General features: G+C 60.8%; 12 protein-coding genes and 1 riboswitch. Of the genes, 9 read left to right on the top strand and 3 right to left on the bottom strand.

Features of this window, described 5'->3' with window-relative positions; translation table 11 throughout:
- Positions 1 to 26 precede the first annotated feature (26 nt).
- Both L901_RS03065 and argE read right to left on the bottom strand, forming a co-directional pair.
- Entirely contained in the window at positions 27 to 950 is a 924-nt protein-coding gene (locus L901_RS03065) for a glyoxylate/hydroxypyruvate reductase A (protein ID WP_059753352.1), read from the bottom strand.
- A gap of 23 nt (positions 951 to 973) precedes the next feature.
- Positions 974 to 2,098, bottom strand: coding sequence for an acetylornithine deacetylase (argE, locus tag L901_RS03060; protein WP_059753349.1), 1,125 nt, complete (start codon positions 2,096 to 2,098; stop codon positions 974 to 976).
- Positions 2,099 to 2,301: 203 nt separating this feature from the next.
- Here argE and L901_RS03055 point away from each other — a divergent pair, with 203 nt between their 5' ends.
- The 5 genes from L901_RS03055 (at position 2,302) to L901_RS03035 (ending at position 6,942) form a co-directional block, all read left to right on the top strand.
- Positions 2,302 to 3,180 (top strand): GNAT family N-acetyltransferase, encoded by an 879-nt coding sequence (locus tag L901_RS03055; protein ID WP_059753347.1) that lies wholly within the window; start codon positions 2,302 to 2,304, stop codon positions 3,178 to 3,180.
- A gap of 39 nt (positions 3,181 to 3,219) precedes the next feature.
- Positions 3,220 to 3,455, top strand: a riboswitch (cobalamin riboswitch).
- Positions 3,456 to 3,612: 157 nt separating this feature from the next.
- Complete coding sequence (locus L901_RS03050; protein ID WP_059753344.1) at positions 3,613 to 4,644, top strand: ABC transporter substrate-binding protein; 1,032 nt, start codon at positions 3,613 to 3,615, stop codon at positions 4,642 to 4,644.
- On the top strand, positions 4,641 to 5,669 hold the full coding sequence (locus L901_RS03045; RefSeq protein ID WP_059753341.1) for an iron ABC transporter permease: 1,029 nt from the start codon (positions 4,641 to 4,643) through the stop codon (positions 5,667 to 5,669). Before L901_RS03050 ends, L901_RS03045 begins: the two co-directional genes overlap by 4 nt.
- A complete protein-coding gene (locus L901_RS03040; protein WP_059753339.1) occupies positions 5,666 to 6,466 on the top strand; it encodes an ABC transporter ATP-binding protein in 801 nt (266 codons plus the stop codon). Before L901_RS03045 ends, L901_RS03040 begins: the two co-directional genes overlap by 4 nt.
- Positions 6,463 to 6,942, top strand: coding sequence for a pseudoazurin (locus tag L901_RS03035; RefSeq protein WP_059753336.1), 480 nt, complete (start codon positions 6,463 to 6,465; stop codon positions 6,940 to 6,942). Before L901_RS03040 ends, L901_RS03035 begins: the two co-directional genes overlap by 4 nt.
- A 117-nt stretch (positions 6,943 to 7,059) precedes the next feature.
- Here L901_RS03035 and L901_RS03030 read toward each other — a convergent pair whose 3' ends face one another.
- Entirely contained in the window at positions 7,060 to 7,890 is an 831-nt protein-coding gene (locus L901_RS03030; RefSeq protein ID WP_059753334.1) for a class I SAM-dependent methyltransferase, read from the bottom strand.
- Positions 7,891 to 8,003: 113 nt separating this feature from the next.
- Here L901_RS03030 and L901_RS03025 point away from each other — a divergent pair, with 113 nt between their 5' ends.
- From L901_RS03025 to L901_RS03010, 4 genes are all read left to right on the top strand, one after another.
- Positions 8,004 to 9,137: an ABC transporter substrate-binding protein gene (locus L901_RS03025; protein ID WP_003524640.1), complete on the top strand. Its 1,134-nt coding sequence runs from the start codon at positions 8,004 to 8,006 to the stop codon at positions 9,135 to 9,137.
- 96 nt (positions 9,138 to 9,233) lie between these two features.
- Positions 9,234 to 10,373, top strand: a complete 1,140-nt coding sequence (locus tag L901_RS03020) for an ABC transporter substrate-binding protein (RefSeq protein ID WP_059753331.1) — start codon at positions 9,234 to 9,236, stop codon at positions 10,371 to 10,373.
- Positions 10,370 to 11,437, top strand: coding sequence for an iron ABC transporter permease (locus L901_RS03015; RefSeq protein ID WP_020813248.1), 1,068 nt, complete (start codon positions 10,370 to 10,372; stop codon positions 11,435 to 11,437). Before L901_RS03020 ends, L901_RS03015 begins: the two co-directional genes overlap by 4 nt.
- Positions 11,431 to 12,183, top strand: coding sequence for an ABC transporter ATP-binding protein (locus tag L901_RS03010; RefSeq protein WP_003524635.1), 753 nt, complete (start codon positions 11,431 to 11,433; stop codon positions 12,181 to 12,183). Before L901_RS03015 ends, L901_RS03010 begins: the two co-directional genes overlap by 7 nt.
- Positions 12,184 to 12,208 lie beyond the last annotated feature (25 nt).

Genomic DNA, 12,208 nt, shown 5'->3' with positions numbered 1-12,208 from the left:
GGGTGTCCTTTCCTGGAACGGGATGATCAATATCCGCGATTGCGGTCGACGAGGCCGAGCGGCTCGAGGCCGGACTGGTATCGTTTGATGTTCTCGACAACGGTGCGTGCTGCCGAATGCGGCTGGGTGACGCTGGCGATGTGCGGCGTCAGGAGAATTTTCGGATGCGTCCAGAAGGCATGGTCTTCCGGAAGCGGTTCCGGATCGGTGACGTCGATCACGGCACCCGAAAGCCTGCCGCTGTCCAGCGCATCGATGAGAGCGTCGTGGTCGAGCTGTTTGCCGCGCCCGGCGTGAACCAGCCCCGCACCCTCGGGAAGCATCCCCAGGCGTTCGCCATTCAGAAGTCCCGTCGTTTCGTCGGTCAGCGGCAGCAGGCAAACGAGAATATCGCTGGTCGAAAGGATCGTGGACAATCCGGCTTCGCCATGATGGCAGGTCACGCCATCGATCTCGCGCGGTGAACGGCTCCAGCCGGAAAGAGGAAAACCGAAGGGTTTCAGCCGTTCGAGCGCCGCAACGCCCAGCATGCCGAGGCCGAGAACGCCCACCCGGCACTCTTCCGCCTGACGCTGCGGCAGGGCCTTCCAGAGTTGCTGGCGCTGCTGCTTCAAATAGACCGGCAGGTTGCGGTGAAGCGAAAGAACGCCGAGGCTCACATATTCCTGCATCATGCGGATGATGCCTTCATCCACCATGCGCACGACTTTTACATGCGCAGGGACGGTGTCGATGTGGAACTGATCGACGCCCGCACCGATGGAAAACAGGATTTCGAGATTGCGGTAGCGGCCGATATCTTCCGGCACGGTCCAGGTGATGAGGTATCGAACCGCATCCGGGTCGACGCTTTCGGCATCCATCGAAAAGGGCAGTTCCGGCAGGTCGCGGGCCAGAGCCTGCCGGAAAATCTCGCCGCGCTTCGCGTCGGAATTGAAGAAGAAAGTCATCTGAAATCCGTTGTTCCGAAGGTTTAAACCGTGCAGCGGTTCGCCAGTGTTTCCAGCATTGACTGGCAGGCCGACAGTTCGCCGGCCGTTATGAATTCGTCCGGCTTGTGGGCGCGGCCGATATCACCCGGGCCGCAGATGATGGCGTCGATGTCGGCCGCCTGAAAAAGCCCGGCCTCCGTGCCGTAGCTGACGGCGGCGATGCAGGGCGCGTCGGTCAATTCTTCCAGAAGCTTCACGAGCGGCGCATCGGCGGCAAGGGAGAGCGCCGGATAATCGCTCATCGGCGTCCATTCTATGTCGACGCCCCTGGCGGCGAGCGCTTCGACGCCGTCGCGCACCGGCTGGAGCAGGGCGACCGGCGACACGCCAGCAATCGCCCGCGCTTCCAGTTCGATGGCGCAGAGATCGGGGATGATATTGATCGCCTGTCCGCCTTTCGCCGTGCCGATCTGCAGGGAGGAATAGGGCGGCTCGAACGTCGCTTCGAAGGGACCCTCGGTGAGAGCCTGTGCGGTCTCGACCGCCTTTGCCATGATGCCGGTCATCAGATGAATGGCGTTCACGCCCTGATCCGGCCGCGAGGAATGGCCGGAGCGACCGCGAATGGTGATGCGTGCGGCGGCCTTGCCCTTGTGGGCGCGCACGGCGCGCAGATTGCTCGGTTCGCCGATGATCGCACCCGCCGGTTTTGCGCATAGTTCCGGCAATCGGGCGATGAGATGGGGAACGCCGCGGCAGCCCGCCTCCTCGTCATAGGAAAAGGCGATATGAACGGGCCGCTTCAGCGCCATGCGTGAAAATGCCGGTGCTGCGGCGAGAACCGTGGCCAGAAACCCTTTCATGTCGGTGGTTCCGCGTCCGTATAGACGCTCGCCTTCGGTTCTCAACGTGAAGGGATCGGAGGACCATTCCGGCTCACCGGCAGGCACCACATCCATATGGCCGGACAGGATGTATCCGCTGGCATCTGTCGGGCCGAAGCTGGCAAAGAGATTGGCGCGGTCGCCCTCCGGGCCGGCAAGCAGCGATACTTTCGCGCCGTGGCTTTCCAGATAGTCGGCGATCCATCCGGCGATGTCGCCATTGGCGGTTCCGACCACCGACGGGAAGCCGACAAGACGCTCCAGAATGTCGATTGCGTTCATGGCTGTCTCCGTCGCTTCAACGCCGAAAAGCTTAGAGCGGCCTGCGGCGTTTATCTGCTGAAATACGGGTGATTTCAGTAGATTGTTGTGTCCTTCCAGCGCTTTCGGAAAATTCCTGCTGACGAGGCTGGTTATCTTCGGATGTCGTGAACTGGGCTGCCGGGATCAAGGTTCCGCGCCGGAGGGAATGAGAGCCGTTTGTCATGGAGCTGCTCAAAGTCGATAGTTTCGAGTTGCGGACAGTGGATATCGCCGATGTGGAGGCCGATCATCTGCATGCTTTGTCCATGGCTGTCGGATGGCGATATCACGCGAACGAATGGTGTTTCCTGCGGCAGTGCGGCGTCGGGCTTGCCGCGCTTGACGAAATCGATCGCGTTGTCGCAACGGCAATGCTGTTTCCCCATGATGAGGCTTTCGCGACGGTCGGCATGGTCATCGTTTCCCCGCGTTTGCAGGGGCAGGGCGTCGCACCATGGCTGGTGGGCCAGCTCATTGCGGGCTACCCTGAAGCCGCCCTGCGGTTGAACGCCACGGAAGCCTCGCGACGGCTTTTCGCACGGCTGGGTTTTTCCGGAGATACGAAAAAAGTACATCTCCTGCGCGGCAAGGCGCGCTGCCCTGCCGAGATGCCGACGCTCGGAAGAAAACAGAGAATCGAGCCGCTGTCCGAGGATCATTTGTCCGCCGTGGCGGATCTGGATCGGGTGGCTTTCGGTGTTTCGCGCCGGGGTGTCCTGCAACGCCTTCTCCGGGAAAATAAGGGTTACGGCCTGTTCGAGGCCGATCGTCTTGCCGCCTTTGCATTGCGGCGTGCTGCGGGGCGGGGCCATATTGTCGGCCCGGTCGTCGCCGGTGACGAGGCGGATGCGATTGCGCTGGTGAGGCGACATTTTTCCGATCTCGACGATCAGCTTGTCCGTCTCGATGCCGTGCGGGATAGCGGTCTTCTGACCGAGTTCCTGGCGCAATCCGGGCTGGTGGTGATCGAAACGCTCACCGCCATGTCGAAAGGCGCGCCGCAACCGGCAGGCTCCGGTTCCGCAAAGATTTTCGCCCTGGCGGGCCCGTCTTTGTGCTGAGGTGCGGCACTATCGCAATTGACGCCCCGCCTCTTGCCCCTTATGTGAGAAAGCGACGGTTCCTGCAGCCGAAAGGCGAAGGGATTAATAGGGAACATGGTGCGGGCGATCTTTTTCGCCCAATGCCGTGGCTGCCCCCGCAACTGTAAGCGGATTGTCGTTCATCCCCGTGACGCTTCGAGGCGTCATGCCACTGTATTCTCCGGAATGCGGGAAGGCAGATGAGTGACGCAAATCCGTGAGCCAGGAGACCTGCCGTCGAAATATAAACCATCGTTACGGGCGGGGAAGCCCGGAGGAGGAGATTGTAATGTTATTCCATAACATTTCGTTTGCGTCCTATTGCCGTTCTCCGTACAAGACGTCCCGCTGTTGCCGCGCGTTCTGACGCCTGCTGCTCTGGAATAAGATTTACTTTCGACTGGAGAACACATGTTTCATTCTAGACGCCTGCCGGTCCATGCCGGCTTTCTGGCCGCTGCGCTTGCGGTTTTGCCTGTCGCCGCCGCCAATGCTGCCGAAACCACCTATCCCCTGACGATCAACAGCTGCGGTCAGGAGATCACCTTCAAGCAGGCGCCCGTCCGCACCGTGTCCGTCGGCCAGAGCACGACCGAGGTTCTTTACCTCCTCGGCCTCGCAGACAAGGTGGTCGGCACGGCGCTGTGGATCGGTCCGGTTCTGAAGGGCTACGAAAAGGCCAATGCCAGGGTCGAGCGTCTGGCTGACAATGATCCGAGCTTCGAGGCGGTCATCGGCAAGAAGCCGGACCTCGTTACGACGCAGTTCCAGTGGCAGATCGGCCCGGAAGGCGTTGTCGGAACACCGGAGCAATTCGCCGAGCTTGGCGTTCCCGTTTATACCTCGCCCGCCGATTGCATGGGCAAGGACAATTCCGGCGGCGGTGACGGCGTGCGCAACACCGTCTTCACCATGGATCTGATTTACCAGGAAATCCGCGATCTCGCCAAAATCTTCAACGTGCAGGATCGCGGTGAAGAGGTCGTTGCCGACCTGAAGAAGCGTGAGGAAGCCGCCCGCGCCAAGATCGCCTCCGCCAACGGCAAGCTTTCGGCCGTCTTCTGGTTCTCGAGCGCCGAGCTGGATATCGATCCCTATGTGGCTGGCCGCAATGGCGCTCCCGGCTACATCATGTCCGCGCTGGGCTTAAAGAACGTCATCGAAAGCGATGAAGAATGGCCGACCGTCGGCTGGGAAACCATCGCCAAGGCAAATCCCTCCATCATCGTCGCCGGCAAGATGGATCGCCGTCGTTTCCCGGCTGACGATGTCGCCGTCAAGCTGAAGTTCCTCGCCACCGATCCCGTGGCCAGCATCATGCCAGCCGTCAAGGAAGGTCATGTGTTCGAGATGGATGCGCAGGCGATGAACCCGACCATTCGCACCATTGAAGGCATCGAAACGCTGGCCGAGGCGATTTCGGCTGCCGGCCTCGCCAAGTGAACGGTCTTTCCACCCATCTCGGCAGGGTAGGGCTGGCTTTTGCCGCGCTCGCCCTGCTGCTCGTCGCGCTGATGGCCGGGGCGGCCATCGGCGAGACTGCCATTCCTTTTGACGTCGTGGCGAAAACAATCGCCAACCGCGTCTTCCATGCGGCTTATCCGCTGGAGCCGCTGGATGAGGGCATTGTCTGGAGTTACCGCCTCAGCCGCGCCGTCGTCGCCGCCTGTTGCGGCGCTTCTTTGGCGCTGGCCGGGGCGGTGCTGCAATCGCTTTTGCGCAATCCGCTTGCCGATCCCTATATTCTAGGCATTTCCGCTGGCGCTTCCACCGGTGCCGTCGCTGTCGCGCTGCTTGGCTTCGGAGCGGGGTTCCTGACGATGCCGGCCGGGGCGCTCATCGGTGCCTTCGTCGCGTTTTCGCTGGTCAGTCTTCTCGCGGTGCGGGCGGGACACGGCAACAGCGCCATCATTCTGGCGGGGGTGGCCGGGTCGCAGCTGTTCAACGCCATGACCTCTTTCATCGTCACCAAATCCGCCAATGCGGAACAGGCGCGCGGCATCATGTTCTGGCTGCTGGGCAACCTCTCGGGCGTGCGCTGGCCGGATGTCTGGCTGGCGCTGCCGGTCAGTCTTGCGGGACTTGCGGTGTGTCTCTGGTATGCCCGGGCGCTCGATGCCTTCGCCTTCGGCGGTCAGGCTGCTGCCTCACTCGGCATTCCAGTGCGCTGGGTCTATGCCGTGCTGATCTCCGTTTCGGCGATCATGACGGCTGCGATGGTGTCGCTGGTCGGCTCCATCGGCTTCGTGGGCCTCGTCATTCCGCATGCCGCGCGCATCTTCGTCGGCGTTCGCCATGGTATATTGCTGCCGGTGACGGCGCTGACCGGCGCGGTTTTCATGATCGTCGCGGATATTCTCTCGCGCATTGTCATTCCGGGGCAGGTGCTGCCCATCGGCGTCATCACCGCGCTCGTCGGCGCGCCCGCCTTTGCCTTCATCCTCGGGCAGAAGAGGGGGCGTTCATGAAATTATCCGCCCACGACCTGCATTTTCACGCCGGCAATATCGATATCGTGCGCGGCGTTTCACTCGATGTCGGTTCCGGTGAGTTTCTCGGCGTCATCGGACCGAACGGTTCCGGCAAAAGCACGCTGCTCTCCATGCTGGCAGGCATTCGCAAACCGCGCCGGGGGCACGTTACGCTCGGGGGGGAGCCGCTTGCCTCATTGGGACGGCGAGACCTTGCCCGCCGGCTCGCCTTCGTGGAGCAGCAGGCCGAAACCACCGAACGCATCACCGCACGACAGGCGGTGGAGCTTGGGCGCACGCCCTATCTCGGGCCGCTTTCCGCCTGGTCGCAGCAGGATGACGCCATTGTTGATGCAGCACTTGCCAATGTCGACATGGCCGACAAGGCGGAGCGCAACTGGCACCATCTTTCCGGCGGCGAACGCCAGCGCCTGCATATCGCCCGCGCATTGACGCAGGAGCCGCATATCCTGCTTCTGGACGAACCGACCAACCATCTCGACATAGGTCACCAGATCGGCCTGCTCGATCTCGTGCGCCGGCAGGGCCTGACCGTCGTAGCGGCGCTGCACGATCTCAATCACGCCGCCATGTTCTGCGATCGCGTCGCCATCATGCACCGCGGCGAGATGATTGCGGTCGGTCCGCCGCGGGAGGTTCTGACACCGGCGAGAATAGCCGCCGTCTTTGGGGTGGAATGCGTCGTCACCACGGATGAGGGCGGCTTTTCCCATATTCGTTTTCTGCCGGCCCACGGGCGGGCCGAGCATGCAAGGAAAGTACTGGCACGATGATGATATTGACGACGCTCGCAAACGCCGCTGCAAGGACCAGACTGTTTTGCACCGCTGCCGTCATTGCCGTGGCGGTCACGGGCTTTCCGCTTCAGGCTTCAGCCGAGACCTTCGAGGTGAAAATGCTGAACCGGGGCGAAAAAGGCCCGATGGTATTCGAGCCCGATTTTCTCGAAATAGCGCCCGGCGACCGCGTGCGCTTTTTGCCTACCCACAAGAGCCACAATGCCGCGACCATCGATGGCATGATCCCGGAAGGTGCCGAAGGTTTCAAAAGCCGGATCAATGACGAATTCGAGACCGGCTTTGAAAAGCCGGGCTTCTACGGCATCAAATGCTCGCCGCATTACGGCATGGGCATGGTCATGCTGATCAAGGTCGGCGAGGCGACCCTGCCGCAGAGCTACCGCACGATGGACGTGCCCGGCCGGGCGAAGCCAAGGTTCGAGGACCTCTTCGAGCAGGCGGAAAAATGAGGCTGCACTGAGCTCTCATCCGTCATGCCGGACTTAATCCGGCATCCAGCCACGGCGCGTCTGCGCCGCGGGAAGAGTCTCTCGTGATCAAGAACTAGATCGCACTGGACCCCGGATCTAGTCCGGGGTGACGGAGTAGTTCCCCGGCTTCACCGCGCACACGGCATAACGATGCTGCAGCCCGCGCAGAATGCCTTTCAGCAGGCTGAAATTTTTCGCCTGGGCGCGGTGAATGGCCTGAAGCTCCTGATCGATTGCGACAGGTTCGAAGCCGGTCGCACGCAACAGCGCCGCGACATCGCCGGCCCTTGCGCCCTTCGAAAAATAAACGCGGGAAAGAATGCTGTTGAAGGTGTTTTCCGGGTCCGCCGGCTTGTGCGGCTGGTCCTGTTTGACGAGGCCGAGACTTTCGAGACCGGCCGCCAGTTTCTTCACCAGTTTTTCGCGCCAGCCGGTATTCACGAAATCGCCGTCGACGATCAGAAGCCGTCCGCCGGGTTTCAGAACGCGGAACCATTCGGCAAAGCTTGCCTGCGGGTCCACCAGCGTCCAGACCAGATGACGGGTGATGATGACATCGGCGCTTTCATCCGGTTCCATCGTGTTTTCGGCGTCGCCGACGAAAAAGCGGATGCTGCGGCCACGGCTTTTCGCTTTTTCACGGGCAAGCGCCAGCATGGTTTCCGACCAGTCCATGCCGGTGACCTGAAAACCGAGATCGTCCATCAGGTGCGAGATGACGCCGGTGCCGCTGGCGAGATCGAGCGCCCTGCGGCCTTCTCCGCGGCCGAGATGTTTCAGGATAAGCGCGTGCCAGGCCTCGCGCTCGTCTTCGGAGAAAATTTCATGTCCGGGGGAAAGGTCGAAAGTCGCGGCGCGGCCGGACCAATAGGATTTGATTTCGTCTCTCAGACTGTCGTTTTTGCCATATTGGATTGTGTCGATCATCGGTCTTCAACTCACGTACCGGTCAGTTAAGAATGGCTCTAAAACATAAATGTTGACTAGTATAGTCAGAAAATAATACAGCCGCGCCAGTCAACACTGGAGAGCAATATCCGATGCGCATCTCAGCCAAATCTGCGGCACTTGCCCTTGGCCTTCTCGTATCCGCCGCATGGCCGGCATTCGCCGAAAAGGTCACCGTCAAGGATGTGACGGGCCGCGATGTCGAGGTGAATGTGCCGGTATCGCACGTCATCCTCGGTGAAGGTCGCCAGATTTATTTCCTGGCTGCGCTCGACAAGGAAAACCCTTTCCAGCACGTGGTTGGCTGGCGCGACGATCTGACGAAAGCCGACCCGGAAACCTATGCGGCCTATCTCGCAAAGTATCCGGAAATCGCCAAGCTGCCGACCTTCGGCGGCATGAAGGACGGCACTTTCGACATAGAGCAGGCTGTCGCCCTGAAGCCTGACGTGATCCTGATGAATATCGACGCCAAGACGGCGACCGAAGAAGCGGGCTATATCGAAAAGCTCGCCAAGGTCGGCATTCCGCTGGTTTACGTCGATTTCCGTGAAAAGCCGATGGAAAATACCGAGCCGAGCATGCGCCTCATGGGCCAGCTGACGGGCAAGGAAAAGATCGCCGAGGACTTCATCAAGTTCCGCGCCGACTCCATCGCCAAGGTTACCGATACGCTCGAAAAGGCCAATCCGAAGAAGCCTGTCGTGTTCATGGAGCGCGCCGGCGGTTACTCCGACGATTGCTGCATGTCCTTCGGCAACGAGAACTTCGGCAAGATGGTGGAGCTTGCCGGCGGCGTCAACATGGCCAAGGACATCATTCCCGGCACCTTCGGCACCGTCAATCCGGAACAGATCATTGCCTCCAACCCGGAGCAGATCATCATCACCGGCGGCAATTGGAACGGTTATGTTCCGGGCGGCAACTGGGTCGGCGTCGGTTATGGCGCGGATCTGAAGGAAGCCCATCGCAAGCTTGAAAACCTGACCAAGCGCCCGGCTTTCACCGGCGTACAGGCGGTGAAGGACGGTAATGTCCATGCCATCTGGCATCAGTTCTACAACAACCCGTATCAGTTCGTGGCCGTTCAGGAAATCGCCAAGTGGCTGCATCCGGACCTCTTCAAGGACCTAGACCCGGAGGCGACCTTCAAGGAACTGCATGCCCGCTTCCTGCCGCTCGACTACAAGCCCGGCTACTTCGTTTCGCTGAAGGACGCCAAGTAATAAAGGGACGGTGAAGGGGAGCGCCGTCCAACCGATGGATAAAGCCGCAGTCATGCGGCTTTATCGCTTTGTTTTGGAACTCAATGAGGATTTCTCATGCGGCTCAACGCTCTCAGGCATCTTGCGGTGCTGGCTTTCTCCCTTCTCGCCGTGCCGGTTCTGGCGGCCGAGATTACCGATGTCACCGGTCGCAAAGTCGAGCTGGACCTGCCGGCCAGACGCGTCATCGTCGGCGAGGCGCGCCAGGTGCATGTCATTGCCGCGCTCAAGGGCGACAAGACCTTCGACACCATTGTCGGCTGGCGCGACGATCTTCTCAAGAAGGACCCCGACAGCTACACCGCCTATGTCGAGCGTTTTCCGCAGATCGAGAAACTGCCGCGCTTCGGTTATGTGCCTCAGGGCGATTTCAGCCTGGAAACGGCCATCACCCTTTCGCCCGATGTGATCACCCTCAACCTGGAAGCGGAGAAATCCGCCAAGGAGAGCGGTTTCGAAGAAAAGGCCGCCGCCGCCGGCATCAAGATCATCTATCTCGATTTCCGCATCGATCCTGAAAAGAACAGCGAAGCCTCGGTCGAAATTCTCGGCAAACTCTTCGGCGCCGAAGAGCGGGCGAAGGAATTCATCGCCTATCGCCGTGCCGAAATCGCCCGCGTGACCGACCGGCTCGCCAGCGTCAAGGACTTGAAGCGCCCGAACGTCTTCATCGAACGCGCGCCCGGCATTTCCGGCGAAAACAATTGCTGCCGTACTTTCGGACCGGTCAATTTCGGCGCGATGGTCGATCTTGCTGGCGGCCATAACATTGCCGACGGCATCATCAAGACGACCTTCGGCGATCTCAATCCCGAACAGCTTGTCGTTGCCGATCCGGACCACGTCATCGTCACCGGTTCCAACTGGGCCGCTGAGTCCGACATCAACCAGTTCGTTCCGGTCGGACGCGGGGCGGATATGGCTCTCTCCCGTGAGCGACTGGCCAATCTTATGAAGCGCACGCCGTTTCCGGAACTGAAGGCGGTGAAGCAAGGCAATGTCCATGCCGTCTGGCACCAGTTCTATGGCGCGCCCTACGAATTCTTCCCGATCCAGCAATTCGCCAAGTGGTTCCATCCCGATCTCTTCGCCGATCTCGATCCGGAAAAGAATTTTGAGGAATTTCACCGCAAATTCCTGCCCGTCACCTACAAGCCGGGTTATTTCGCCTCGCTCGAAAAAGGTTTGAACCAATGAGTTCGCTGAATGAAAGCGCGGTTGGCATCAGTGGGCGCGATCAATATCGCGCCCTTGCCGCGCGCAGGATAATCATCCTCTTCGGGCTTTTTATCGCGCTGTGTTTCAGCATGGCCGCCGACATGGCGCTCGGTCCGGCGCGCTATACGCTCTCCGAGGTTCTGGCGACGATTGCCGATCCGGCCGCCGTCGGAAACCAGCTTCGGGTGGTGATCTGGGATATTCGCATGCCGATCGCGCTGATGGCGGTGACCGTCGGAGCGTCGCTTTCGGTTGCGGGCGCACAGATGCAGACCATCCTGTCGAACCCGCTCGCCAGCCCCTTCACGCTCGGCATTTCGGCGGCGGCAAGCTTCGGTGCGGCGCTGGCGCTGGTTGGCGGCGTGGCGATCTTTCCGGGCGCCGTGCATTACATGGTGCCGATCAATGCCTTCATCATGGCCATGGTCGCGGCTCTCTTCATCCATTTCGCCTCGACGCTTCGCGGGGTGACGGTCGAAACCATCGTGCTGCTCGGCATCGCGCTGGTGTTCACCTTCAATGCGGCGCTGTCGCTGCTTGAATATCTGGCCTCCGAACAGGCGCTTGCCGCCGTGGTTTTCTGGACCATGGGCAGCCTGACGAAGGCGACCTGGGACAAGGTCTATATCACCGCCGCCATCCTCCTCGTCACCGTGCCGCTGTTCATGCGCAATGCCTGGGCGCTGACGGCGCTGAGGCTCGGCGATGACAAGGCGGCCAGCATGGGCATCAATGTCCGGCGGCTGCGATTGACGACCATGCTGACGGTCAGCCTGCTGGCGGCCATTCCGGTTTCCTTTGTCGGCACAATCGGTTTCGTCGGGCTGGTCGGTCCGCACATCGCCCGTATGGTGGTGGGTGAGGACCAGCGTTTCTTCCTGCCCGGCTCGGTGATCTGCGGTGCGCTGCTTCTGTCGGCAACCTCGGTCATCAGCAAGATTCTCATTCCTGGCGCTATTCTGCCGATCGGCGTCATCACGGCGCTCGTCGGCGTTCCGTTCTTCTTCGCGCTTATTTTCGGCAACAGGAGGCGCGCATGGTAGCGCTCGCACTGAAAGATGTCGGCGCCGCCTATGGGCGCATCACGGTTCTCTCCAAGGTCGGCATCGATACGCTGGAAAGCGGCAGTGTGACGGCGGTGATCGGCCCGAATGCCGCCGGCAAATCGACGCTTTTCAAGCGCATCGCCAGCCTGATTTCCGGTCCCGGATTGGTGGAACTCTCCGATACGGCTCGCGGCAACCGCGCCATCTGCTACATGCCGCAGGATACCGGCGCCAACGCCGTTCTGACCGTCTATGAATCCGTACTTCTTTCCGCCAAGCAGGGCGGCGGCTGGCGGGTCCATGACGATGAGCTGTTCGAGATCGACGCCATTCTCAAGGCGCTGAAAATCCACGACCTGGCTTTCCGCGGGCTTGGCGAATTGTCCGGCGGTCAACGCCAGCTTGTTTCGCTGGCGCAGGCGCTGGCGCGCAAGCCGGAAGTGCTGCTCATGGACGAGCCGACGTCTGCGCTCGATCTTCACCGGCAGATCGAGGTTCTGGGCTTCGTTACCGATCTGGCGCAGAAGACCGGCATGATCGTGCTGATCGCCCTGCATGACCTCAACCATGCGCTTCGTTATTGCGCCAATACGATGGTTATCGCGCGTGGTGAAATGGTGGTGAGCGGTAGTACCGAAGCAGTGATAACCCCCGAAATGCTGCGCGATATCTATCGCATCGATGCCCGTATCGAGCCCTGCTCGCAGGGCAGACCCATGGTCATCGTCGACGGGGCCATCTGATAGGTCAAGACCCGGCCGCCTTCGC

This window comes from Agrobacterium sp. D14 (genome assembly GCF_001526505.1).
Lineage (GTDB): Bacteria > Pseudomonadota > Alphaproteobacteria > Rhizobiales > Rhizobiaceae > Agrobacterium > Agrobacterium leguminum.
This window is presented reverse-complemented; position numbering and strand designations above follow the sequence as displayed.

Excerpts from the sequence above, each read along its gene's own strand:
- L901_RS03025 (WP_003524640.1), top strand. The coding sequence starts at position 8,004 with ATGCGCATCTCAGCCAAATCTGCGGCACTTGCCCTTGGCCTTCTCGTA.
- L901_RS03035 (WP_059753336.1), top strand. The coding sequence starts at position 6,463 with ATGATGATATTGACGACGCTCGCAAACGCCGCTGCAAGGACCAGACTG.
- L901_RS03015 (WP_020813248.1), top strand. The coding sequence starts at position 10,370 with ATGAGTTCGCTGAATGAAAGCGCGGTTGGCATCAGTGGGCGCGATCAA.
- L901_RS03020 (WP_059753331.1), top strand. The coding sequence starts at position 9,234 with ATGCGGCTCAACGCTCTCAGGCATCTTGCGGTGCTGGCTTTCTCCCTT.
- L901_RS03065 (WP_059753352.1), bottom strand. The coding sequence starts at position 950 with ATGACTTTCTTCTTCAATTCCGACGCGAAGCGCGGCGAGATTTTCCGG.
- L901_RS03050 (WP_059753344.1), top strand. The coding sequence starts at position 3,613 with ATGTTTCATTCTAGACGCCTGCCGGTCCATGCCGGCTTTCTGGCCGCT.
- L901_RS03030 (WP_059753334.1), bottom strand. The coding sequence starts at position 7,890 with ATGATCGACACAATCCAATATGGCAAAAACGACAGTCTGAGAGACGAA.
- L901_RS03040 (WP_059753339.1), top strand. The coding sequence starts at position 5,666 with ATGAAATTATCCGCCCACGACCTGCATTTTCACGCCGGCAATATCGAT.
- argE (WP_059753349.1), bottom strand. The coding sequence starts at position 2,098 with ATGAACGCAATCGACATTCTGGAGCGTCTTGTCGGCTTCCCGTCGGTG.
- L901_RS03055 (WP_059753347.1), top strand. The coding sequence starts at position 2,302 with ATGGAGCTGCTCAAAGTCGATAGTTTCGAGTTGCGGACAGTGGATATC.
- L901_RS03010 (WP_003524635.1), top strand. The coding sequence starts at position 11,431 with ATGGTAGCGCTCGCACTGAAAGATGTCGGCGCCGCCTATGGGCGCATC.